The sequence below is a fragment of the Stenotrophomonas sp. genome, from assembly GCF_032056425.1.
In the GTDB taxonomy this organism is placed as follows: Bacteria; Pseudomonadota; Gammaproteobacteria; order Xanthomonadales; family Xanthomonadaceae; genus Stenotrophomonas.
Genome location: NZ_DAMBCN010000010.1, coordinates 1 through 24631 on the forward strand (window position 1 = coordinate 1; position 24631 = coordinate 24631).

Sequence of the window (24631 nt, forward strand, 5' to 3'; positions counted from 1 at the left end):
GACGGCCAAAATCCCATCCCACAACACAGTTGCTACAGGGACGTACTTGCGGCGTCCCCCGCAACCGGACCCACCCCGCCAACCCACGGATAGCCCGCTTTTGACGTTGCCGTTGCCGTTGCCCCAAGCGGGTGCAGGGCTGCAAGCCCTGCCAGTACCCCACCCCGCGGCCGGGCTGGCAGAATAGGCGTCTCTGCCGTTATCCCGAAGCCGACGATGCGCCTTTCCCAGTTCCACCTGCACACCACCAAGGAAACCCCCAGCGACGCCGAGCTGACCAGCCACCGGCTGATGCTGCGCGCCGGCATGATCCGCAAGCTCGCCTCGGGCCTGTACACCTGGTCGCCGCTGGGCCTGCGCGTGCTGCGCAAGGTGGAACGCATCGTGCGCGAGGAAATGGACCGCGCCGGTGCCGTGGAATTCCAGATTCCCACCATCCAGCCCAAGGAACTGTGGGAACAGACTGGCCGCTGGGAAAAGTTCGGCCCGCAGCTGCTGAAGATCAAGGACCGCAAGGAACAGACCTTCTGCTACAGCCCCACCGCCGAAGAAGCGGCGTGTGATTTCGCCCGCAGCGAACTGTCCAGCTACAAGCAGCTGCCGGTGAATTTCTACCAGATCCAGACCAAGTTCCGCGACGAGATCCGCCCGCGTTTCGGCGTGATGCGCGCGCGCGAATTCCTGATGAAGGATGCGTATTCGTTCCACCTGCACGATGAAGACCTGGTGCGCGAATACGAAAACATGAAGACGGCCTACAGCCGCATCTTCACCCGCCTGGGCCTGGATTTCCGCATGGTGCAGGCCGATTCGGGCGCCATCGGTGGTGATGCGTCGCAGGAATTCCACGTGATCGCCGATTCCGGCGAAGACGCGCTGGTATTTTCCACCGGCTCGGATTATGCCGCCAACATGGAAGCGGCCGTTGCCGCCGATCCGGCACCGCGCGCGGCCGCCACCGAAACCCTGCGCAAGGTGGAAACCCCCACGCAGAAGACCTGCGAAGACGTGGCCGCACTGCTGGGCATCGACCTGCAGCGCACGGTGAAGTCGGTGGCGCTGATGACCGAAGCGGGTTTCGTGCTGGCGCTGGTGCGCGGCGACCACGAAGTGAATGAAATCAAGCTGGCCAAGGTGGCCGGCCTGGAAGACCAGCGGTTTGCCAGCGAAGCGGAAATCGCCGACCACCTGGGCAGCGTGCCTGGCTTCCTGGGCCCGGTCGGCCCCGCCAAGGCGATCCGCGTGCTGGCCGACCGCGAAGTGGCGGCCATGGCCGATTTCGTCGTCGGTGCCAACGCGGCCGGTTTCCATCTGACCGGGGTGAACTGGGGCCGCGACCTGCCGGAACCGGAAGTGGTGGATATCCGCAACGTGCGTGCCGGCGATCGCGCCCGCGACGGCGGCGAGCTGAAGATCGCCCGCGGCATCGAGGTCGGCCACGTGTTCCAGCTCGGCCGCAAGTACGCCGAAGCCCTGCAGGCCACCGTGCTGGACGAAAACGGCAAGGCCGCGGTCATGACCATGGGCTGCTATGGCATTGGTATCTCGCGCGTGGTGGCAGCCGCCATCGAACAGAACCACGACGACGCCGGCATCATCTGGCCCGAAGCCATGGCGCCCTGGCAGGTGGTGGTGTGCGTGATCAACCCCAAGGGTGACGCCAGCGTGGCCGAAGCGGCCGCCGCACTGCTGCAGGAGCTGCGTGAAGCCGGCCTGGACGCCGCATTGGACGACCGCGGCCTGCGCCCGGGTGCGATGTTCGCCGACATGGAGCTGATCGGTGTGCCGCACCGCGTGGTGGTGAGTGAGCGCGGCCTGGCCGCGGGCACGTACGAATACCGCGCGCGCACGGCCGGCGAGGCCGAGAGCCTGGACAAGGCCACCCTGCTGCAGCGACTGCAGGGCTGACGGAAAGACCGGGGTCCGCCCCGGTCTTTTTTTTGCGTCCACCGGTGGCATCAGCGCCTGAATATGTCGGCAGTCGCAATTCGTAATATCAGAAACCAATAAATGTTTGTGCTGGCAGTAAATCGACATTACCCTGTCCAGCGACCGCCATGGACCGGCTCGTCCCTGTCCATCAATGTATTTTCCGGAGCATTTGAATGAGCATCGACCTGAGCGGCCTGTCGGCACGCGAGCTGGGCGCCCTGATCCGTACCGCCAAGAAGCAGCAGACCATCGTCGCCAAGCGCCGCCCGATCACCAAGGTGCGCGCGCAGCTGAGCAAGCTGGCCAAGACCGAGGGTTACACCATCGAAGAACTGTTCGGTGGCGCTGCTGCCCCGGCACCGCGTGCACGCAAGGCGGCCAAGGCGCCGGCCAAGACCGCCGGCCGCAAGCTGGGCAAGGTGGCACCGAAGTACCGCAACCCGGCCAACCCGAAGGAAACCTGGACCGGCCGCGGCAAGCAGCCGCGCTGGATGGCGGAACTGACCGCCAAGGGCAACAAGAAGCCGGAAGATTTCCTGATCAAGAAGGCCTGAGCCCTGCCCAGGCTGGAATGAAAAAACGCCGGCGAACGCCGGCGTTTTTTGTGGCCCGGCGTGCGGACCAACGGTGCACACCCACCGCCATCGTCACAGGGTCTTGCGCGCCGGCATCAGCAGGTTGCCGAACAACAGGCCGGCCACCAGCGCCATCACCACGTTCAGCACGGTCAGGAACACGCCCTGGCCAGCGCCCACATCCTGCTGCTGTACCAAGGTCAGTACGCCGCGCAGGCTGGTGCTGCCGGGCACCATCATGATGATGCCGGGCAGGCGGATGATCGCGCCCGGCCGGCCCACCAGGCGCCCAAACAGATTGCCGCCGGCGGTCAACAGCATGGCCGACAGGAAGATGCCTGCCGGTGCGCCCCAGGCGTGTCCACCAAACTTGGAAATGGCGTAGCCGGCCACCGATGCCGCGATCACCCAGGGATAATCACGGCGATTGGCTTTGAACAGCATCGCGAACGCAAACGCCGCGGTCAGCAGCGAGCCCCATTCCACCCACGGCCCCTGCGGGCGCGACGCGCGGATGACCGGGTCCAGGCCCAGCACATCGGCCAGGGTGACCGCGATCATCGCGCCCACGCTCAGTTTCATGATGGTGGTGAGCGCACCGGCAAACCGCGCCGTGCCCGAGACCCAGTGCTGGCTGGCCAGTTCGTTCACCGCATTGGTAAGCGACATGCCGGGCAGCAGCACCACCAGCGAGGCGATGATGACGGTATTGAGGTTCAGCGCGCCAACGAAGGCAGCCACCAGGGTGGCGACCATGCCGGCCAGCAGCGCGGCCAGCGCTTCGCCGGCTTCGCGGGTGGCCGGCCGACGATCGGTCAGCATGCCCAGCAGGCCGATCATCAGGCCGATCACGCCAGCAGTGGCGATATCCAGCCAGGGCAGCTTCCACATGCCGGCCACGCCCGCCGCGCCCAGGCTGAAGGACAGGATGGTGCGCAGCTTGCCGCGGCGGCCCGGATCCTTGTCCAGCTGGCGCAGCGCGGTATGGCCCTGGGCAAGGCTCATGCGCCCGTTGGCCACTTCCTCGGCAATGCGGTCGGCCACGCTCAGTTTGTGCAGATCGTTCTCGCCCGGCGCCAGGCGGATCACACGCGTGATGTCACTGGAACCAATGGCACGGGCCGGGTCGCTGAAGCTGAGGATGATGCCGGTGGGGTTCGACCACGGCTCGCAGTCCAGGTCCAGCTGCCGTGCCAGCGCCACCACGGCCGCCTCCAGGCGCTGGGCCGTGGTGCCATAGCTGTGCAGGCGACCGGCGATCTCGGAAACGAAGGCCACGCGCTGCGCATAGGTGGCCTGGGGCGTGGGGATGGCGTGAGCATCGGCGGACATGCGCCTTAGTATTACCTACAGCGGGCCTGGCAGGAAAAATTCATACGGGTTCGACGCGACGTGCAATTCAGAACGGTTATGCTGCGACCCGAATGGCCCCCATGACCCCGAACCACAGCCCCCGGCTGGAACAGGACGCCCACGATCCCGGGCTGATCCATCTGTCCGGCCACTGGACCTTGAAGACCGCCCTGGCGGCGGCCGAGGTGCTGCGCGACATTCCCGACAAACTCACCGGCATCGACGCCACTGCCATCGAGCAGCTGGATTCGGCCGGCGTGCTGCAGGTGCTGCGGGTGGCCCACCGTGCCGACCTGGGCGAGCACGCGCTGCACTTCCGCCCGGACCACCAGGCCCTGGTGTGCACGATCGAGGAAGTGGCCGACGACCGGCCCAAGCCCAAGCGCGACTTCGGCGTGCTGGCCGCGCTGGAGCGCTTGGGCGTCAGCGTGCATACCACCGGCCACAACATCAAGGCGCTGTGCAGCTTCCTGGGCGAGAACCTGGTCAAGGCCGCGCGCCTGTTCAAGGAACCGCGCCGCTTCCGCCTGACCGCCACCGTGCACCAGATGGAACAGGTCGGGCTGGATGCGGTGCCGCTGGTGGCCCTGCTGTCCTATCTGGTGGGCGCGGTGATCGCCTTCCTCGGCTCCACCATCCTGCGCGACTTCGGTGCAGAGATCTATGTGGTGGAACTGGTGAACATCGCCTTCCTGCGCGAATTCGCCGTGCTGCTGACCGCCATCGTGCTGGCTGGCCGCACCGCCAGCGCATTCACCGCGCAGATCGGCGCCATGAAGGCGCGCGAAGAGATCGATGCGATGCGCACTTTGGGCCTGGACCCGATCGATCTGCTGGTGCTGCCACGCCTGCTGGCGCTGCTGGTCACCCTGCCGCTGCTGACCTTCATTGCGATGGCCGCCGGCCTGGCCGGCGGCATCACCGTGGGCGCGTTCGACCTGGATATTCCGCCGCAGATGTACATCGCGCGCATGCACGAGACCATGGAGGTGCGGCACATGCTGGTCGGCCTTTCCAAGGCGCCGGTATTCGCGCTGGTGATCGGCCTGATCGGCTGCCTGGAAGGGCTGAAGGTGGAAGGCACGGCGCAGTCGGTGGGCGAGCGCACCACCTCCAGCGTGGTGCAGACCATCTCGCTGGTGATCATCATCGACGCCTTCGCGGCGTTGTGGTTCATGCACATGGACTGGTGAGATGAACACACACGATCACGCCGATGACACCCCCATGCAGGACGACCAGGGCCACGATCTGGCCATCCGCGTGCGTGGGCTGACCAACCGGTTCGGCAGCCAGACCGTACACGAAGACCTGGACCTGGACGTGCGCCGCGGCGAGATCCTTGGCGTGGTGGGCGGTTCGGGCACCGGCAAATCGGTGCTGATGCGCTCCATCCTCGGCCTGCGCGTGCCCGATGCCGGGCAGATCGAGGTGCTGGGCCGCGATGCGCGCGCCGATGATGCGGAAAGCCGCCTGCACATCGAGCGCAACACCGGCGTGCTGTTCCAGGATGGCGCCCTGTTCTCCTCGCTCAGCGTGGGCGAGAACGTACAGGTGCCGCTGAAGGAGCACCACCGCGAACTGCCCGAGCGCTGGCATTACGAGCTGGCGCTGCTGAAAGTGAAACTGGCCGGCCTGCCCGCCGATGCCATCAACAAACTACCCTCGCAGCTGTCCGGCGGCATGCGCAAGCGCGCCGGCCTGGCCCGTGCGCTGGCGCTGGACCCGCCGTTGCTGTTCCTGGACGAACCCACCGCCGGCCTGGACCCGATCGGTGCGGCCGCGTTCGACCGCCTGATCAAGACCCTGCAGGAAGCGCTGGGCCTGACTGTGTTCCTGATCACCCACGACCTGGACACGCTGTACGCCATCTGCGACCGCGTGGCCGTGATCGCCGACCACAAGGTGGTGGCCAACGCGCCGCTGCCGGACATCGAGAAACTGGATCATCCGTGGATCCAGGAATACTTCCACGGACCCCGCGCGCGCGCCGCGCGTGGCGAACAGATCGAGAGTGCCTGAGCCATGGAAACCAAAGCCAACTACGTGCTGATCGGCGCGTTCACCCTGATCACCGGCCTGGCCCTGCTGGCCTTCGGCCTGTGGGCCGCAAAGTACTCTTCCGACCGCACCTGGCAGGAATACCGCGTGGTGTTCCGCGAAGCGGTCACCGGCCTGTCGGTGGGCAGCCCGGTGCAGTACAACGGCATCGCGGTGGGCTCGATCACCGAACTGAACCTGGTGCCCGATGATCCGCGCCAGGTGGTCGCCCGCATCCGCCTGAACTCCAACACGCCGGTCAAGACCGATACCCGCGCCAAGCTGGCCATCACCAGCCTGACCGGCCCGTCGATCATCCAGCTCAGCGGTGGTACGCCGCAGGCGCCGACGCTGACCACGGTGAACAAGGATCCGGCGCCGATCATTCCAACCACGCCGTCGGCCCTGCAGAACATCACCGACGTGGCCAACCGCATCGTCGAACGCATGGACCAGATCCTGAGCGACCGCAACGTGGCCTCGATCAACGCCACCCTGGCCAACCTGGAAACGATCAGCGGTGGCCTGGCCGACCGTGACCAGGGCACCCAGGCGCTGCTGCTGAGCGCGCGCGATGCCGCCCGCAGCCTGGATACCACGCTGAAAACCACCAACGGCACCATCGAGCGCCTGGACAAGAACCTGGTGCAGCAGCTGCCGGGCATCATCGACAAGCTCGATGCCACGCTGGGCAAGCTGGATTCGGCCGCTGGCAATGCCGATTCGATCCTGGGCGAGAACCGCGCGGCCATCAACAGCTTCGCCAACGATGGCCTGGGCCAGCTGGGCCCGACCCTGACTGAACTGCGCGGGCTGATCCGCGATCTGCGCCGGGTCAGCGACCGCCTGGAAAACAACCCCGCGCGCTACCTGCTGGGCCGCGACGCACCGAAGGAGTTCGAACCCAAATGAGCCTGATTCCCCTTCCGCGCCTGCTGCTGGCCGCGTCGGCGGTTGCCCTGCTGGGTGGCTGCTCAATCCTCGGCAGCGGCGACAAGAATCCGGTCACTCTGTATTCGCCTGCGGTGCAGGTGAAGGTAGATCCCGCCTGGCCACAGGGCGACTGGCAGCTGGTGCTGGCCAAGCCCAGCGCCGCGCGCATGGTCGACAGCCCGCGCATCAACGTGCGGCCCACGCCGTCGGAACTGGAAATCTACCGCGGCGCCAGCTGGGCCCAGCCGGCCACCGACATGATCGAGGACACCCTGCTGCGCGGCTTCGAGGATTCCGGCCGCCTGCCCGGCGTGGCGCGCGTGGCCGCCGGCATCCGTGCCGACTACAAGCTGACCACCGATGTGCGCCGCTTCGAGTCCGACTACCAGGGCCAGGCCACGCCGACGGTGGTGATTGAACTGAACGCCAAACTCATCCACGTGTCCGACCAGCGCGTGGTGGCCGACCGCACCTTCCGCCAGCAACAGCCGGTGGGCAGCACCGACGTGCCGGCCGTGGCCGCCGCGTTCGAGCGCGGCCTGCAGCAGCTGGCGCAGGACGTGGTGGGCTGGACCCTGGCCAGCGGGCAGAACGACCGCCAGGCGCTGCCGCGCTGAGGTTGCCGGGGTCGGATCCCTTTCCCGCAGGGGAAGGGCTCTGACCCCGTGCGATAATCAGCGCACACTGTCCTCTGCAACGCTGATGTCCCCAACCGTCTCCATCGCCGTGTGTACCTACAACGGCGAACAATTCCTGCAGGAGCAGCTCGACAGCCTGCTGGCGCAGACGCGACGGCCGGACCAGATCGTGATCCGCGACGACGTCTCCAGCGATGGCACGCTTGCATTGCTGCGCGCGTTCGTGCCGCGCGCCGAAGCGGCCGGTATCACGGTTGACCTGCAGGTCAACCCGCAGAACGTGGGCTACCGCCGCAACTTCGACGGCGCGCTGCGCGCCTGCAGCGGCGACCTGATCTTCCTGTGCGACCACGACGACATCTGGCACGCCGACAAACTGCAGCGGTTCTGCGCCGAGTTCACCGCGCGCCCAACACTGCTGGCCCTGCACTGCGATGCGCAGTTGATCGACGCCGCCGGACAGCCGCTGCCGGGCGCCCTGTTCGACGCCCTGCACTACACCGCCGCCGAACGCGCGCGCATGCATGCCGGCGACGGATTCCGCCTGATGCTGAAGCGCAATCTGATGACCGGTGCGGCCATGGCCTTCCGCCGCCAGCTGCTGGCCGATGCGCTACCGCTGCCCGCTACCGGATGGGTGCATGATGCCTGGATCGGCACGCTGGCGGCCATGCGCGGCCAGATCGACAGCCTGCCCGACGCACTCATCGGCTACCGCCTGCACGGCAACAACCAGCTGGGGCTCGGCGGCAACGACACTTCGCCGCGGTCCGTGCGCCGCCAGCGCCAACTGCAGACCGAGCAGAGCCAATGCGAGGTGCTGCTGCAGCGCGCGCGCCTTCTGCACCTGCCGCCGCCGATGATCGCGCTGATCGAGCGCAAGCACCGCCATGTCAGCGCGCGGGCCACCCTGCCAGCGTCCCGCCTGCGGCGCATGCCCACGGTCCTGCGCGAGCTGCTGAACGGCAACTACCAGCACTTCGGGCGTGGTGTCCTGTCAGCCGGCATCGATCTGGTCCGCGCCTGACCCCACGGTGACCGCTGCGCTCGCTGGGCATGGCCCAGCGGTCCCTCGTCAGTGCGGGCTGATCCATCGGAACGTCAGATTGATGCGCTCGCCCACCGGCCGCACGGTACGCGGCAGCGCGTGCTGGTAATACGTCTGGGTGGCGCCGCCCATCAGCAGCAGATCCCCATGCCCCAGCGCGACCTCCGCCTTGCGGCCGTGGTCGTCGTAACGGCGCAGCAGAAAGCGGCGTTCGGCGCCCAGGCTGAGTGAGGCGATCAACGGGGCTGGCCCCAGCTCGGGCTCGTTGTCACGGTGCCAGCCCATGGCATCTGCGCCATCTCGGTAGCGATTCAACAGCACGCTGTTGAACGATGCCCCGCAGAAGTCCGCCAGACGGTCGCGCAGTGGCAGCAGCGCCGGATGCCACGGCGCCGGTACGAAATCAGTACCGGAATAGCGGTAGCCCGCATCGGCATCGCCCATCCAGCAGCTCAACCGCGGTGAATCGACCTGTCGGCCGAACATGCGGATGCGATGCACCTCCCAGGCCACGTCGGCGTGCAGGGTGCTGAACAGCGCGTCGGCGGCGCTGCGCTCAAGCCAGCGGCGGTGCCAGTGCACGCGGGCATCGGCAAGGTGCAGGTCCATGGTCGTCCGGCCAGGACCGGGCACCGCTGCCGGTGCCCGGTGATGGATCAGGCGCGGGCGAATGCCACGCCGGTCTTCGCTTTCAGTTCGTCATCGCCTACGCCGGGCGCGGCTTCCACCAGCACCAGGCCATTGTCGGTCACGTCGAACACGGCCAGATCGGTGATGATGCGATCGACCACGCCCACGCCGGTCAGCGGCAGCGAGCATTCGGCCAGGATCTTGTGCTCGCCGTTCTTGGCGGTGTGCTCCATCAGTACCACCACGCGCTGCACGCCGGCCACCAGGTCCATCGCCCCGCCCATGCCCTTGACCATCTTGCCCGGCACCATCCAGTTGGCCAGGTCACCTTTGTCGGTCACCTGCATGGCGCCGAGGATGGCCAGGTTCACGTGGCCACCGCGGATCATCGCGAAGCTGTCGTGGCTGCCGAAGTAGCTGGCACCAGCGCGCGCGGTCACGGTCTGCTTGCCGGCGTTGATCAGGTCGGCGTCCACTTCACTGTCGGTCGGGAACGGGCCGATGCCGAGCAGGCCGTTTTCCGACTGCAGCCACACGTCCACGCCTTCGGGAATATGGTTGGCCACCAGGGTCGGCAGGCCGATGCCCAGGTTCACGTAGGCGCCATCGGTCAGTTCACGGGCAGCGCGGGCTGCCATCTCGTCACGGGTCCACGCCATGTCAGTTGCCCTCCGCGCGGATCGTGCGCTGTTCAATGCGTTTTTCGGGATGCGGGTTGTGCACGATGCGGTGCACGTAGATGCCCGGCAGGTGCACCTGGTCCGGATCGATCGCGCCCACCGACACCACCTCCTCCACTTCCACGATGCACACCTTGCCGGCCATCGCGCAGGCCGGGTTGAAGTTGCGCGCGGTCTTGCGGAACACCAGGTTGCCGGCCTCGTCGGCCTTCCACGCCTTCACCAGGGCCACGTCGGCGCGCAGCGCGGTTTCCATCACATAGTGCTTGCCGTCGAATTCACGGGTTTCCTTGCCCTCGGCCACCACGGTGCCGTAGCCGGTGGCGGTGAAGAACGCCGGAATGCCCGCACCGCCGGCGCGCAGGCGCTCGGCCAGGGTGCCCTGCGGATTGAATTCCAGTTCCAGCTCGCCGGCCAGGAACTGGCGTTCGAACTCCTTGTTCTCGCCCACGTAGGACGAGATCATCTTCTTGATCTGTCGCGTTTCCAGCAGCTGGCCCAGGCCGAAGCCGTCCACGCCCGCATTGTTGGAAATGACCGTCAGGCCCTTGGCACCGCTGTCGCGCAGCGCCGCGATCAGCGCTTCGGGAATGCCACACAGGCCGAAGCCGCCCACGGCCAGGATCTGGCCATCGGCGACCACGCCCTGCAGCGCCTGCGCCGCCGAGGCGAAGCGCTTGCTGCGCTTGCTGCTGGAAGTCGATTGCTGCATTGCTGTACTGCCCTGCACGGTAAGAATGAGGGCATTCTAGCCGCAGGCCCGCCCGGGCCCTGGATGCGCCGCAGCATTGTCGGGGCGTTGCAGGGGCTTTGGGTAGAATGCCGCACCCTCCACGCAGCGTGGTTCGCACCACGCCGCCGCCCCCGCAGGTAGCGATGGCCCTGACCTATACCGACGAAGACCTTCTGCGCTGGATCGACGAACGCACGCTGCAGAAGACCGCGCACTACCTGTCCAGCGTGCGCGACCTGCAGTTGCAGGGCGATCTGCTGACTGCCGACGTGCAGGGCAGCGCGCGCCAGCCCTACCACGTGGAAATCGACCTGGCCGCCAGCACGCGCACCGCGCGCAGCCGCCTGCACAGCCACTGCACCTGCCCGGTGGGGCAGAACTGCAAGCACGTGGCCACGGTGCTGGTCATCCAGCTGCTGGAACCCGAGCTGGCGCAGGACCCGGCACCCCTGAGCGCGCAGGACCTGGCCATGCCGCCGCGTGCCGAACTGCTGGACGAACTGTCGCGCTGGCAGGCCGCGCGCAGCACGCCCGCGCGCGCGCACCCCCGTGGCATTGCCTTCGACGTGGGCACCTTCCAGAACCGGCCCGCGATCCTGCCGCGCCGCACCCACCAGCCCGCCGGCGGGCCACTCTCCTTCGAAAAGCTGCTGGACATCACCCCTGAACTGCTGCTGGAGCCGCCCGGCTACCTCAGCCAGGACGACGTGGCCGTGCTGGCGCAGCTGTGGGCGCTGCGCCAGGGCCGCATGAAGGGGCGTCAGTTCGATATCAATGCGACCCTGCAGCTGATCGTGGCCAGCGGTCATGGCTGGATCCATGGCGACGGCCCGGGCCAGCGCGTGCCCGCCCGCAGCGGTGCACCGCGCCGTGGCACCCTGGGCTGGCGCAGCCTGCCGCAGCAAGGCACGACCCTGCCCACACCCTGGCTGGAGGTGGAAGGCGGTGCGCAGGGCATGGTGCTGGGCCAGTCGGCCTGCTACCTGGACCCGGCCACGGGCGAGGTCGGGCCGCTGCTGCTGGACGTGGCCGTGGCCGACGCCGATGAATTCCTGGAGCTGCCGCCGCTGCTGCCCAACGAAGAGCCCATCGTGGCCCAGCTGCTGATGCAGATCGACCCCGCGCTGCCGCGACCGGGCGGTGACGGCGCGCTGGCGACGCTGAAGGTGCAGGCCATGACCCCGGTGCTGCGCCTGCATACGATCGAGTTCCGGCCCGCTTGGCTGGGCTACCGCGCGCCGTCGCAGTGGGCCGACGTGGCCACCGTGGCGTTCGAGTACGACGAACACGTGCGTTTCCTCGATGATCCCACCCTGTTCGCGCACGATGCCGAGGGCCGCCTGGCGCTGCTGCCGCGCGACCTGGCCGAAGAAGCCCGGCGCGAAAAAGAACTGCGCAGCGCGCAGCTGTATCGCGACCAGAACCCGCGCGCAGTGCTGGAAGGTGCTGGGCCGCAGTTCGACCTGCGCACCCACGACTGGACCCATTTCCTGCTGGACGAAGTGCCGCGGCTGGAGGCATTGGGCTGGAAGATCGAGCCGGCCGACGATTTCCGCCACCGCATCACCCGGGTGGACGATATCCAGCTGGATATCCAGGCCGACCCGAAGGACGAAGGCTGGTTCACGCTGGCGCTGGACATCCAGGTCGATGACCGCAGCGTGGCCCTGGCGCCGCTGCTGCAGCAGGTGCTGCAGACCGATCCGCGCTGGCTGCGCGGGCAGATCGACAGCATTGGCGACGACGAGAACATCCTGCTGTCGGCCGGCGACAACACGCGCATTGCGCTGCGCGCCGGCCGGCTGAAGCCGGTCATCGCGCTGCTGGCCGACCTGTTCACCCAGCGCGGTGGCGCCCTGCGCCTGTCCGCGCGCGATCGTGGCCGCCTGCGTGCGCTGCAGGACGATGCACGCCTGCAGTTCAAGAGCCGCAAGGACACCCGTGCGCTGGTGCAGCGCCTGATGCAGGCCCCCGCGCTGGGCGAGGTAACACCGCCGGCCGGCCTGGCCGCGACCTTGCGCCCCTACCAGCGCGAAGGCCTGGCCTGGCTGCAGTACCTGCGCCAGCAGGACCTGGGCGGCGTGCTGGCCGACGACATGGGCCTGGGCAAGACCCTGCAGACGCTGGCCCACATCCTGCTGGAAAAAGAGGCAGGGCGGCTGCAGCAGCCGGCGCTGGTGGTGGTGCCCACCTCGCTGCTGCACAACTGGCAGACCGAAGCGGCGCGCTTCACCCCCGACCTGCGGGTGCTGGTGCTGCACGGCAACGACCGCACCGATGACTTTGCCCGCATCGGCGAACACGACCTGGTGCTGACCACCTACCCGCTGCTGTGGCGCGATGAAGCCGCGCTGCAGGCCCACGATTATCACCTGCTGATCCTGGACGAGGCGCAGCAGGTGAAGAACCCGAAGTCGCGTGCCGCGGTCACCCTGCGCACGCTGCATGCGCGGCACCGCCTGTGCCTGACCGGAACGCCGCTGGAAAACCACCTGGGCGAACTCTGGACCCAGTTCGATTTCCTGCTGCCCGGCCTGCTGGGCAGCGAAAAACTGTTCAACCAGCACTGGCGGCACCCGATCGAGCGCGGCACCGACCCGCAGCGCGCGCACCTGCTGGCCCAGCGCCTGCGCCCGTTCATGCTGCGCCGGCGCAAGGACCAGGTGGCCACCGAACTGCCGGCCAAGACCCTGATCACCCGCAGCGTGGCGCTGGAAGGTGCGCAGCGCGATCTGTACGAAACGGTGCGTGCATCGATGGAAGCCAAGGTGCGCGAGGCGGTGGCCAGCCAGGGCCTGGGGCGCAGCCACATCGTGGTGCTCGACGCGCTGCTGAAGCTGCGCCAGGTCTGCTGCGACCCGCGCCTGCTGCCCGGTGAAACCCCGGCCCGGCAAGCACCCTCGGCCAAGCTGGAACTGCTGCGCGACATGCTGCCGGACATGGTCGAAGAGGGCCGCCGCATCCTGCTGTTCTCGCAGTTCACCAGCATGCTGGCGCTGATCGGCCAGGCCCTGGACGAGCTGGGCCTGGGCTATGTGCAGCTGACCGGCGATACCCAGGACCGGGCCACACCGGTGCAGCGCTTCATGCAGGGCGAGGTGCCGATCTTCCTGATCAGCCTGAAGGCCGGTGGCGTGGGCCTGAACCTGACCGCCGCCGACACGGTCATCCACTTCGACCCGTGGTGGAACCCCGCCGCGGAGAGCCAGGCCACCGACCGGGCGCACCGCATCGGCCAGCAGCAGCCGGTGTTCGTGTACCGGCTGATTGCCGCCGGCAGCATCGAAGAGCGCATCGCCGAGCTGCAGCAGCGCAAGGCCGCGCTGGCCGACACGCTGCTGGAAGGCGCCGATTCGGCCGCCCCGCGCTTCAACGACGAAGATCTGGAGGCGCTGCTGGCGCCGCTGCCGGGGGTGACGCCGAAGCGTGGCCGTGGCCGCCGCCGCGCGGCACCGTAGTGAGGGTGTACGCGCCGGATGCGCGTGGGCAATCGCGATGACGCCAACCCACATCGGTACAATCTCTCCGGATTTCACCTCACCCCAATTGCTTGATGCCCAGCCAGAACACCCCCGATAAGCACGCCGTCCCTACGCGCGCACTGTGCGTGGACCTGGATGGCACGCTGCTGGACTCTGACATTCTGTATGAATCGCTGTTGGTGCTGCTGGCGCGCAATCCGCTGTACCTCTTCCTGCTGCCGTTCTGGCTTCTGCAGGGCAAAGCCGCGCTGAAACGCCATATCGCCGCGCGGGTCACGATTGATCCCCGCCACCTGCCCTACAACCCGAACGTGCTGGAACTGCTGCGCAGCACCGCGCAACGGCCACGGGTGCTGTGCACGGCCTCCGACCAGTTGCTGGTGGCCCCGATCGCTGCGCATCTTGGTCTGTTCGAGCAGGTCATCGCCAGCGACGGGCAACGCAACCTGTCGGGAAGCCACAAGGCGCAGGCGCTGGTGGATGCTTTCGGCGAGCGCGGCTTCGATTACGCCGGCAACGGCAAGGTCGATCTGGCGGTCTGGGACCGTGCCGCAGGCGCGTGGGTGGTCAACAACGGGGCATCGTTGCTGGGGGCTGCGTCGCGGCGTACCCAGGTGCTGGCCCACTGGCCTGCGCCCCCGCGCCTGCGCGCCTGGGTGAAGGCACTGCGTCCGCACCAATGGCTGAAGAACCTGTTGGTGTTCGTTCCCCTGCTGACCGCCCACCGCTTCCTGGACGCAACGGCCGTGGCAGATGCGTTGCTGGCCTTTGCCGCGTTCAGCCTGTGCGCGTCTGGCGTCTATGTCCTGAACGATCTGCTGGACCTGGAGGCAGACCGCCGCCATCCCCGCAAGCGCCGGCGCCCGTTTGCCGCCGGCCAGCTGCCGCTGCTGCATGGGCTGATCGCCGGCCCCTTGCTGACCTTGGGCGGCGTGGCCGTGGCGCTGGCGTGCAGCCCTGCGTTTGCCGCCGTGCTGCTCGGCTACTACATGCTCACCCTCGGCTATTCACTGCGCCTGAAGCGCGTTGTCATGCTTGATGTGGTGTTGCTGGCCAGCCTCTACACCCTGCGCATCATCGGCGGCACGGTGGCGATCGCCGCCGAGCTTTCGTTCTGGCTGCTGGCCTTCAGCATGTTCATTTTCCTTTCGCTGGCCCTGCTCAAGCGCTACACGGAACTGCACTCGGTGCTGGCAAGCGGCAAGACCCGCGCCAGCGGCCGTGGCTATGACGTGGAAGATCTGCCGCTGCTGCAGTCCCTTGGGGCAGCTGCAGGCTACTGCGCCGTGCTGGTGATGGCCCTGTACATCAACAGTCCGGACAGTGTGGAGCTGTATCGCCATCCGAAACTGCTGTGGTTCATCTGCCCGGTCCTGCTGTACTGGGTCAGCCGCGCCTGGGTGATCGCCCACCGCGGAACGATGCACGATGACCCGATCGTGTTCGCAGCGACCGATCGGGCCAGCCAGGTTGTGGCGGCGCTGTGTGTCGGCTTTGCCTTGGTGGCGATCTGATGCCGGCCCGCGCGTATTCCTGGGGAAGGTACCCGCGCGTATCGCAGGCTGTGACGACGATCCTTGATCGAGCTGCGGCACTGCCCATCTTCGAAGGCAGCGCCCTGCCGCATGGCAATGGGCGCAGCTACGGCGACAGCTGCCAGAATCCGGGCGGAACCCTGCTCGAGTGCCGCGGCCTGGACCGATTCATCGCCTTTGATCCGGCCAGCGGTCGGCTGGCCTGCGAAGCCGGGGTGACCCTGGGCGAGATCATCGCGCTGGTGCTGCCTCAAGGCTGGTTCCTGCCGGTCACGCCCGGTACCCGCCACGTCACGGTAGGGGGCGCCATCGGCAACGATGTGCATGGCAAGAACCATCACGTTGCCGGCACCTTTGGCCATCATGTGCTGTCCTTCGAGCTGCTGCGCAGCAACGGGGAACGCCGTCTGTGCCGTCCCGGTGAAGCGGACGGCTGGTTTGAGGCCAGTGTCGGCGGGCTTGGCCTGACAGGCCTGATCACCCAGGCCGAACTGCAATTGCGGCGGGTCCCCGGCAGCAGCCTGGAGGTGGAGAACATCCGCTTTGGCCACCTGGAGGAGTTCTTCACGCTGTCGCAGGAGAGCACGGGCAGCCACGAGTACACGGTGGCCTGGATCGATTGCCTCGCGCATGGCCGCAACCTGGGTCGCGGCCACTTCACCCGCGCCAACCACGCGGTGCAGGACGCCGATGAACGTCCTGCCGCCCCCCGCGCGCTGCGCGCGATGCCGCTGACGCCTCCGGTGTCGCTGGTCAATCGGCTCAGCCTGCGCCCGTTCAATGCACTGTACTACTGGCGTCAGGTGGCCAAGCGCCGTCGCCATGCTTCGCATCTGCTGCCCTTCTTCTATCCGCTCGACAGCATCAGCCACTGGAACCGCATGTACGGCCCGGCCGGGTTCCTGCAATACCAGTGCGTGTTGCCGCCACAGTCGGCCAACGATGGCATTCCGGCCCTGCTGCAGGAAATCGCGCGCAGCGGCCAGGGGTCGTTCCTGGCCGTGCTCAAGCAGTTTGGCGCCCGCCCCTCCCCCGGCATGCTGTCCTTCCCCCGCCCGGGTACCACCCTGGCGCTGGATTTCCCCAACACCGGTGAACCCCTGGCCGCGCTGCTGCAGCGCCTGGACCAGATCGTCGATGCCGCCGGCGGCGCCCAGTACCCTGCGAAGGACGCACGGATGACCGCCACGTCATTCCAGCAGGCCTATCCGCGCTGGCAGGACTTCCGTCGATTCATCGATCCACGTTTCTCATCCGGCTTCTGGCGCCGGGTGACGGAGTAACCATGCAGAACGTCCTCATCATCGGCGCCACCTCTGCCATTGCAGAAGCTGTCGCCCGCCGCTACGCGTCACGTGGCGCATCGTTGTTCCTGGTCGGGCGCCGCGCCGAGCGGCTGCAGGTCATCGCCGACGACCTGCGCGTGCGCGGTGCACGCGCCACACATACCCACGCCATGGACATCAACGACCTGCCTGCCCATGCCGTTCTGCTCGCGCAGGCATGGCAGGCACTGGGCACGGTGGACGTGGTCCTGATCGCACACGGCACACTGCCCGACCAGGCCGCCTGTGAGGCCTCGGTGGAGACCTGCATGGCGGAGTTCGCCACCAACGGCACTTCGACTGTGGCCCTGCTGGGGCCATTGGCCAACCGCCTTGCCGAGGCCGGCGGCGGCGCGCTGGCGGTGATCACCTCGGTTGCTGGCGACCGCGGACGGCAGAGCAACTACGTCTACGGTGCGGCCAAAGCCGCGGTCAGCACATTCCTGAGTGGCCTTCGCCAGCGCCTGGCCAAGAAGGGCGTGGCGGTGGTGGACATCCGCCCGGGCTTCGTCGACACACCCATGACAGCGCATCTTCGCAAGGGCCCGCTGTGGGCCTCACCCGACCAGGTCGCCCGGCGCATCGTCAGCGGCATCGGTCGCGGCACCCCGGTGCTGTATGCGCCCGGTTTCTGGCGGTTGATCATGTGGGTGATCCGCACCCTGCCGCAAGCCGTTTTCAACAGGATCTCGCTGTGAGCATCACACTGGACTCCACGCTGGAGCAGAAGATCATCATTCCCGGCGGTGCCGGTCTGGTGGGCCAGAACCTGGTCGCCATCCTCAAGCGGCAGGGATACCGGCAGCTGGTGGTGATCGACAAGCATGCGGCCAACCTCGACGTGTTGGCGCGCATGCATCCGGACGTGGTGACCGAGCTGGCCGACCTGGCCGAACCCGGCCCCTGGGAGCGCCACTTCGCTGCTGCCGATGCGGTGGTGATGCTGCAGGCGCAGATTGGTGGAACCGATCCGCAGCCCTTTGTGCGCAACAACATCATCGCCACCGACAACATCCTCGACGCGATCGAACGGCATGCAGTGCCCTACACCGTGCATGTCAGCTCCTCGGTCGTCTGCTCGGTGGCCGACGACGCGTACACCCGCACCAAGCGTGAGCAGGAGCAGCGTGTGGCGGCGCGCGGTATCGCTGCCGTCATCCTGCGCCCGACGCTGATGTTCGGCTGGTTCGACCGCAAGCACCTGGGGTGGTTGTCGCGTTTCATGCGCAAGGTGCCGGTGTTCCCCATTCCCGGCAATGGCCGCTACATGCGCCAGCCGCTGTACGCCGGCGATTTCGCCAGCATCATCGCCAGCTGCCTGCGTTCGCGTATTGCTGGCCAGCGCTACAACATCACTGGCCTGGAGAAGGTCGACTATGTCGACATCATCCGCCAGATCAAGCGCAGCACCCGCGCACGCGCCATCGTGCTGCACATCCCCTATTCCCTGTTCTACCTGCTGCTGAAGGTGTGGGCACTGTTCGACCGCGATCCACCGTTCACCGCCGCACAGCTGCAGGCGCTGGTGGCCCACGATGAGTTCGAGGTGATCGACTGGCCGGCCATCTTCGGCGTGCAGCCCACACCCTTCGCGCAGGCCATCGACGCCACCTTCAACGATCCCGAGTACGGCGACATCGCCCTGGAGTTCTGATCATGAGCGAACGCATCGCCGTTCTGGGTGCCGGCCCGATGGGCCTGGCCGTGGCTTACCAGCTGGCCCGTGATGGCCACCGCCCGGTGGTCTTCGAGGCAGACGACCGCGTGGGCGGGATGACCGCCAGCTTCGATTTCGGCGGCATGCCGATCGAACGCTACTACCACTTCCATTGCACGTCCGATCACGACTTCCTTGCCGTACTGGACGAGCTTGGGCTGGCTGAACGCATGCGCTGGACCGAGACCCGCATGGGCTACTGGTTCGGCAAGCGCTTGCAGCCATGGGGCAACCCGATCGCCCTGCTGCGCTTCAGGGGCCTGGGCCTGATGGCCAAGATCCGCTATGGGCTGCACGCCTTCCTGTGCACCCGCCGCAACGACTGGCGCCCGCTGGACCGTGTTGAAGCCTCCTCGTGGATCCGCCGCTGGGTCGGAGCAGAAGCCTATGAGGTCCTGTGGCGCAGGCTGTTCGACTACAAGTTCTACCACTACGCCGGCAACCTGTCCGCAGCATGGATCTGGAGCCGTATCCGGCGCATCGGCCGTTCCCGCTACAGCCTGATGCGCGAGAAGCTGGGTTACCTGGAAGGCGGCTCGTCCACCCTGCTCGATGCACTGCACGCAGATATCCAGCGCCACGGTGGCGAAGTACGGCTGTCCAGCCCGGTGCAGCGCATCGTGATCGAGGAAGGTCGCGTGCGGGGGGTGCTGGTGGGCGGTGAACAGCTGCCGTTCGACAAGGTCATTTCCACCGTCCCGCTGCCATTCGTGCCGCGCCTCGCCCCCGACCTGCCCGATGCCGTCCTGGCCCAGTTCCAGGCGCTGAACAACATCGCCGTGGTGTGCGTGATCGCCAAACTGCGCAAACCCGTCTCGGCCAACTTCTGGGTCAATACCAACGACCCGGACATGGACATCCCCGGCATCGTGGAATACACCAACCTGCGGCCGATGGACGCGCACATCGTCTATGTGCCGTTCTACATGCCGGGTGAGCACGAGCGCTACGGCGACAGCGACGATGTGTTCGCCGACAAGGTGAAGCGTTACCTGCGCATGATCAATCCGGCAGTGGGCGCGGACGATTTCATCGACGTGCGGGTCAGCCGCTACCGCCACGCCCAGCCCATCTGCGAACCCGGCTTCCTGGACAGGCTGCCACCGCGCAAGCTGCCGGTGCAGGGGCTGTGGGTGGCCGACACCTCGCACTACTATCCCGAAGACCGTGGCATCTCCGAAAGCATCGGCTTCGGCCGTGCCATGGCCCGCGAGGCGGTGGCGTGACACTGTCGCGCCCGTTCCTGCTGTTCCTGCTCGCCGGCGGCATCGCTGCCCTGGTCAACATCCTGTCGCGCATGCTGTACAGCCAGTGGATGTCATTCACCCCGGCCATCATTGCTGCCTACATCAGCGGCATGATCACGGCGTTCGTGCTGACCCGCTGGCTGGTGTTCAGCAGCAGTACGCGGCCGCTGCACCATTCGGCGTTCTACTTCGTGCTGGTCAACCTGCTGGCGGTGGCCCAGACCTGGCTGGTGTCCACCGTGCTGGCCTACCACCTGCTGCCGTGGCTGGGGGTGGACGTGCTGCGGCTGGAAATCGCCCACGTGGTGGGCGTGGCGGTGCCCGTGGTGTCCAGCTATTTCGGGCACAAATACCTGTCGTTCCGGTGACCAGTCCGTTTCCACCGGGACCGGAGAGAACGCTTCCCACACACGCCTGGCCGTAAACTACGGCGATGACTTCCACCAGGACCCCATCGATGCCCCTGCCCGCCTTCAAGGCCTATGACATCCGCGGCCGCGTGCCGGAAGAACTGAACGAAGACCTGGCCCGCCGTATCGGCACCGCGCTGGCGGCGCAGCTGGCCCCCGGTCCGGTAGTGCTGGGCCACGACGTGCGCCTGACCAGTGCCGGGCTGCAGGATGCGCTGGCCGCCGGTCTGCGTGGGGCGGGTCGCGAGATCATCGATATCGGCCTGTGCGGCACCGAAGAGGTCTATTTCCAGACCGACCACCGCGGCGCCGCCGGCGGGGTCATGGTGACCGCCAGCCACAATCCGATGGACTACAACGGCATGAAGCTGGTGAAGGAGAACGCGCGGCCGATCAGTTCCGATACCGGCCTGTTCGCGATTTCCGATGCCGTGGCCGCCGACAGCACCGCCCCGGTGCCGGCGCAGGCCCCGCAGCGCAGTGAACATGACAAGGGTGCCTACATCCAGCACCTGCTGAGCTATGTGGATGTTTCCCGCCTGAAGCCGCTGAAGCTGGTGGTCAACGCGGGCAATGGTGGCGCCGGCGCCATCGTCGACCTGCTGGCACCGCACCTGCCGTTCCAGTTCATCCGCATCTGCCATGAGCCCGATGGCAACTTCCCCAACGGCATTCCCAACCCGCTGCTGCCGGAAAACCGCGCCGCAACGGCCGAAGCCGTGCGCGAACACGGCGCAGACTTCGGCATTGCGTGGGATGGCGACTTCGACCGCTGTTTCTTCTTCGACCACAGCGGCCGCTTCATCGAGGGCTACTACCTGGTCGGCCTGCTGGCCAAGGCGATCCTGGCCCGCAACCCGGGCGGCAAGATCGTGCACGACCCGCGCCTGGTCTGGAACACCGTGGATATGGTGGAGCAGGCCGGTGGCGTGCCGGTGCTGTGCAAGAGCGGCCATGCTTTCATCAAAGAAAAGATGCGCGCCGAAGATGCCGTGTACGGCGGCGAGATGAGCGCGCACCATTATTTCCGTGAATTCGCCTATGCCGATTCGGGCATGATCCCCTGGCTGCTGATCGCGCAGCTGGTCTCCGAAAGCGGCCGTTCGCTGGCCGACTGGGTGGAAGACCGCATGGCGGCCTACCCGTGCAGCGGCGAAATCAACTTCAAGGTCGCCGATGCCAAGGCCGCCGTTGCGCGTGTCATGGAGCACTTCGCCGCGCAGGCACCGGCGCTGGACCATACCGATGGCATCAGCGCTGACTTCGGACAGTGGCGCTTCAACCTGCGCAGCTCCAACACCGAGCCGTTGCTGCGCCTGAATGTGGAAGCCCGTGGTGATGCAGCGCTGATGCAGGCGCGCACCGATGAAATTGCGGCCTTGCTGAAGGCCTGAGCGGAAACCTGCCGATGAGCATCGTTCAACCCGTCATCCTGTCTGGTGGTTCCGGCACGCGCCTGTGGCCGTTGTCGCGCGAAGCCTATCCGAAGCAGTTCCTGCCCCTGGCCGGCGACAACACCATGCTGCAGGCCACCTGGCAGCGGGTAGCGCCGATCGCCAGCCGCGGTCCGCTGGTGATCGCCAACGAGGAACACCGCTTCGTGGCGGCCGAGCAGCTGCAGCAGGTCGGTGCCGAGCCGGCGGCGATCATCCTCGAACCGATGGGCCGCAACACCGCCCCGGCCATCGCCGTAGCTGCATTGGAAGCCACCCGTGACGGTGCCGATGCGCTGCTGCTGGTGCTGCCGTCGGACCATGTAATCACCAACGAAGCGGCGTTCCGAAGCGCAGTGCAGGTAGCTGCAAGCGCTGCCGAGGCCGGCAAGCTGGTCACCTTCGGCATCGTGCCCACGGGCCCGGAAACCGGCTATGGCTACATCAAGGCCGCCGACGGCCAGGGCGTGCGTGCCGTTGAACGCTTCGTCGAAAAGCCGGATCTGGACACCGCCACGGGCTACGTCGCCAGCGGCCAGTACTACTGGAACAGCGGCATGTTCCTGTTCAAGGCGTCGCGCTACCTGCAGGAGCTGGAGCGCTTCCAGCCGCAGATGCTGGCCGGCAGCCGCACGGCCTGGCAGCAGGCCCGCCGCGATGCCGACTTCACCCGCCTGGACAAGGACGCTTTCGCAGCGGTGCCTTCGGATTCGATCGACTACGCAGTGATGGAAAAGACCGCCGATGCCGTGGTGGTGCCGCTGGATGCCGGCTGGAACGATGTGGGCTCGTGGACCGCGCTGCGCGATGTGTCCCATCAGGACGGTGACGGCAACGCCCACCAAGGCGATGTGATCGCCATCCACTGCCGCAACACCTACGCCTATGGCCAGCGGCTGGTGGCCATGGTCGGCCTGGATGACGTGATCGTGGTCGCGACCGACGATGCGGTGCTGGTCGGCAAGGCCGACCGCATGCAGGAGGTCAAGACCGTGGTGGCGCAATTGAAGGCCGGTGGCCGCAGCGAAGCCACCTGGCACCGCAAGGTGTACCGTCCCTGGGGGGCCTACGATTCAATCGACAGCGGCGACCGCTTCCAGGTCAAGCGCATCACCGTGAAGCCCGGTGGCACGCTCAGCCTGCAGATGCATCACCATCGCGCCGAGCACTGGATCGTGGTCAGCGGCACCGCCGAGGTGACCCGCGGCGATGAGGTGATCCTGCTCAGCGAGAACCAGAGCACCTACATCCCGCTGGGCGTGACCCACCGCCTGCGTAACCCGGGCAAGCTGCCACTGGAACTGATCGAAGTGCAGTCGGGCAGCTACCTCGGCGAAGACGACATCGTGCGCTTCGAGGATACCTACGGGCGCAGTTGACCCTGTCAGGGCCCTGCTTCTGCGGGGCCCTGTCGCGACCCAGCGCCCTGCGCGGCCGCCGGATCGGTCTGCTGCAGCGGCGGCAGAACCCGGCGCAGCGCCGGATCATCCAGATACACCTTCAGGCGGGCCGCATCGGGATAGGGCAGTTCGAATTCCCCTACCTGCAAAATGCTGGGCTCCCCGGTGGCCAGGTAGCGCTGTACGTTGTGCTGCTGCAGCAGGGTTGCGGCCTTGAACTCGCGCATCGTTTCCACATCCTTGCCGATACGCCCCAGCAGCGGATACACCACCAGCAGCGCGAACAGCACGGCCACGGTACGACTGGCGGTGCGCAGCCGCGACGCCACCGGCAGCAGGCTCCACAGCTGGATCGCGAACCAGGCATTGGCGAACAGCCCGGGTACGAACAGGTCCATGTAGCGCGGCATGGGCGAGCGCAGACCATGCCCGCGCCCATAGGCGATGGCAAGCGCCTGCAGGGCCGACCAGATGCACAGGCCGGCCATCACCAGGTCCGTCGGCGACGCCTGCCGACGGATCACCATGCGCAGGATCATCACCGTCGCCGGCAGCCAGATGATCAGCGCGAAGCCGCCAGAGCGCATCGGCCAGGCCAGCGTGCGCGAAGTGGCATAGAGGAACTCGCCAACGCCCTGCGCGCGCAGGCCGCCATTGGCCTCGATCACCGGAATCCAGGCATAGGCCGCCACGGCAATGGCCACCAGAAGGCCCGCCGCACACAACGCAGGGCCGCGGCGGCCGGGAAGGCACAGGCAGGCCAGCAGGCATGCGGCGGCGGTGGCGACGGCCGTCAGCATGCCCGACGCCATGATCGTGGTGGCAAATCCGCTCAAGGCAATGGCCGCCAGCAGCGCCGGAATGCGCTGATGGTGCCTGGCCACCAGTGCGATGGAGGTGATGCTGGACAGCACCAGTACGTAGAACTGCGTCTGGAAGCCGACCAGGAAGTTCTCCCAGGTAAACGGCAGGACTGACAGCAGCAGCGCCAACGGCAGCAGCAGCCAGCGCCCCGCCGCCGCCCCCGCGTCGCGCAGCGCATGCCACACCAGCAGGCCGGGAATCAGGCAGAACAGCAGCGCACCGATACGCGCCTCGTACACGTTGTTCCACTGCCCGGTCACAGCGTAGGACAGCAGAGCCAGCAGGCGGGTGGGCAGAATGCGGTGCTCGTTGTGCGGTTCCAGCAGCGTCTGCCACTGCAGGGAGCCATCAAGCCAGGGCTTCAACGCCGTCGCCCATTCTCCGTCCCACTGGTCCCAGTAGGGCATGGGCGTGCTGAAGTGCTGCACGTACAGCAGACGTGCCACCAGAGCCAGCAGAGCGATCGCCCCGGCCAGCAACAACGGCGACGATGCGCGCGCGGCGCGGGGCAGAGAAAGGGATTGATGCATGGTCGTGTCCTTACGGGAGGGCATGCGGCACGCGCGGTGCGCAGCTGACGTAGATCCAGCCGGGCATGGTAATTCAGAACCGGGGACCTGCGCGCGTCGACCGCCTGGCCACTCCACAACGCAGAC

At 67.1% G+C, this 24631-nt stretch carries 21 protein-coding genes; 16 read left to right on the forward strand and 5 right to left on the reverse strand.

Annotated features, from left to right (window positions below; genetic code table 11):
* The first annotated feature begins 216 nt into the window (after positions 1–216).
* The gene (locus tag RTY46_RS08565) at positions 217–1908 is read left to right on the forward strand and encodes a proline--tRNA ligase (protein WP_312707786.1); all 1692 of its coding nucleotides are present in this window, start codon (positions 217–219) and stop codon (positions 1906–1908) included.
* A 197-nt stretch (positions 1909–2105) separates the two neighbouring features.
* Complete coding sequence (locus RTY46_RS08570) at positions 2106–2486, forward strand: H-NS histone family protein (RefSeq protein ID WP_312707789.1); 381 nt, start codon at positions 2106–2108, stop codon at positions 2484–2486.
* Between the two features lie 93 nt (positions 2487–2579).
* Here the strand turns inward: RTY46_RS08570 and RTY46_RS08575 are convergent, their stop codons facing one another.
* A complete protein-coding gene (locus RTY46_RS08575; RefSeq protein ID WP_312707791.1) occupies positions 2580–3839 on the reverse strand; it encodes a threonine/serine exporter family protein in 1260 nt (419 codons plus the stop codon).
* Between the two features lie 92 nt (positions 3840–3931).
* On the opposite strand from RTY46_RS08575, the gene RTY46_RS08580 reads away from it, so the two are divergent.
* The 5 genes from RTY46_RS08580 to RTY46_RS08600 all read left to right on the forward strand — a co-directional run bounded on the left by RTY46_RS08580 (position 3932) and on the right by RTY46_RS08600 (position 8498).
* The gene (locus tag RTY46_RS08580) at positions 3932–5053 is read left to right on the forward strand and encodes an ABC transporter permease (protein ID WP_312707792.1); all 1122 of its coding nucleotides are present in this window, start codon (positions 3932–3934) and stop codon (positions 5051–5053) included.
* A gap of 1 nt (position 5054) precedes the next feature.
* On the forward strand, positions 5055–5882 hold the full coding sequence (locus tag RTY46_RS08585; RefSeq protein ID WP_312707794.1) for an ABC transporter ATP-binding protein: 828 nt from the start codon (positions 5055–5057) through the stop codon (positions 5880–5882).
* 3 nt (positions 5883–5885) lie between these two features.
* Positions 5886–6812, forward strand: a complete 927-nt coding sequence (locus RTY46_RS08590) for an MlaD family protein (RefSeq protein ID WP_108752114.1) — start codon at positions 5886–5888, stop codon at positions 6810–6812.
* Entirely contained in the window at positions 6809–7450 is a 642-nt protein-coding gene (locus RTY46_RS08595) for an ABC-type transport auxiliary lipoprotein family protein (protein ID WP_312707795.1), read from the forward strand. Before RTY46_RS08590 ends, RTY46_RS08595 begins: the two co-directional genes overlap by 4 nt.
* Before the next feature lie 85 nt (positions 7451–7535).
* Positions 7536–8498: a glycosyltransferase family 2 protein gene (locus RTY46_RS08600; RefSeq protein WP_312707796.1), complete on the forward strand. Its 963-nt coding sequence runs from the start codon at positions 7536–7538 to the stop codon at positions 8496–8498.
* Positions 8499–8546: 48 nt separating this feature from the next.
* Here RTY46_RS08600 and RTY46_RS08605 read toward each other — a convergent pair whose 3' ends face one another.
* Genes RTY46_RS08605 through RTY46_RS08615 form a run of 3 tightly spaced genes read right to left on the reverse strand, consistent with a single transcriptional unit; the run spans position 8547 to position 10541 of the window.
* The gene (locus tag RTY46_RS08605; protein ID WP_312707798.1) at positions 8547–9128 is read right to left on the reverse strand and encodes an alpha-ketoglutarate-dependent dioxygenase AlkB; all 582 of its coding nucleotides are present in this window, start codon (positions 9126–9128) and stop codon (positions 8547–8549) included.
* Positions 9129–9175: 47 nt separating this feature from the next.
* Complete coding sequence (locus tag RTY46_RS08610) at positions 9176–9808, reverse strand: CoA transferase subunit B (protein WP_312707800.1); 633 nt, start codon at positions 9806–9808, stop codon at positions 9176–9178.
* Between the two features lies 1 nt (position 9809).
* Entirely contained in the window at positions 9810–10541 is a 732-nt protein-coding gene (locus tag RTY46_RS08615) for a CoA transferase subunit A (RefSeq protein WP_312707801.1), read from the reverse strand.
* A gap of 164 nt (positions 10542–10705) precedes the next feature.
* Between RTY46_RS08615 and RTY46_RS08620 the strand changes: the two genes are divergently transcribed.
* From RTY46_RS08620 to RTY46_RS08660, 9 genes are all read left to right on the forward strand, one after another.
* Positions 10706–14020, forward strand: coding sequence for a DEAD/DEAH box helicase (locus RTY46_RS08620; protein WP_312707802.1), 3315 nt, complete (start codon positions 10706–10708; stop codon positions 14018–14020).
* Positions 14021–14115: 95 nt separating this feature from the next.
* Positions 14116–15558 carry a UbiA family prenyltransferase gene (locus RTY46_RS08625; RefSeq protein ID WP_312707803.1) on the forward strand — a complete coding sequence of 481 codons (1443 nt, stop codon included), beginning with the start codon at positions 14116–14118 and terminating at the stop codon, positions 15556–15558.
* On the forward strand, positions 15558–16862 hold the full coding sequence (locus tag RTY46_RS08630) for an FAD-binding oxidoreductase (protein ID WP_312707804.1): 1305 nt from the start codon (positions 15558–15560) through the stop codon (positions 16860–16862). Before RTY46_RS08625 ends, RTY46_RS08630 begins: the two co-directional genes overlap by 1 nt.
* Positions 16863–16864: 2 nt before the next feature.
* Positions 16865–17602, forward strand: a complete 738-nt coding sequence (locus RTY46_RS08635) for an SDR family oxidoreductase (protein ID WP_312707805.1) — start codon at positions 16865–16867, stop codon at positions 17600–17602.
* The gene (locus RTY46_RS08640; protein WP_312707807.1) at positions 17599–18558 is read left to right on the forward strand and encodes an NAD-dependent epimerase/dehydratase family protein; all 960 of its coding nucleotides are present in this window, start codon (positions 17599–17601) and stop codon (positions 18556–18558) included. The genes RTY46_RS08635 and RTY46_RS08640 overlap by 4 nt, the downstream gene beginning before the upstream one ends.
* Positions 18559–18560: 2 nt before the next feature.
* The gene (locus tag RTY46_RS08645) at positions 18561–19847 is read left to right on the forward strand and encodes an NAD(P)/FAD-dependent oxidoreductase (RefSeq protein WP_312707808.1); all 1287 of its coding nucleotides are present in this window, start codon (positions 18561–18563) and stop codon (positions 19845–19847) included.
* Entirely contained in the window at positions 19844–20236 is a 393-nt protein-coding gene (locus RTY46_RS08650) for a GtrA family protein (protein WP_312707809.1), read from the forward strand. Before RTY46_RS08645 ends, RTY46_RS08650 begins: the two co-directional genes overlap by 4 nt.
* Before the next feature lie 89 nt (positions 20237–20325).
* Entirely contained in the window at positions 20326–21672 is a 1347-nt protein-coding gene (locus RTY46_RS08655; RefSeq protein WP_312707810.1) for a phosphomannomutase, read from the forward strand.
* A gap of 14 nt (positions 21673–21686) precedes the next feature.
* Entirely contained in the window at positions 21687–23090 is a 1404-nt protein-coding gene (locus RTY46_RS08660; protein WP_312707812.1) for a mannose-1-phosphate guanylyltransferase/mannose-6-phosphate isomerase, read from the forward strand.
* 5 nt (positions 23091–23095) lie between these two features.
* Here RTY46_RS08660 and RTY46_RS08665 read toward each other — a convergent pair whose 3' ends face one another.
* Entirely contained in the window at positions 23096–24505 is a 1410-nt protein-coding gene (locus tag RTY46_RS08665) for a hypothetical protein (protein WP_312707814.1), read from the reverse strand.
* Positions 24506–24631: the final 126 nt, after the last annotated feature.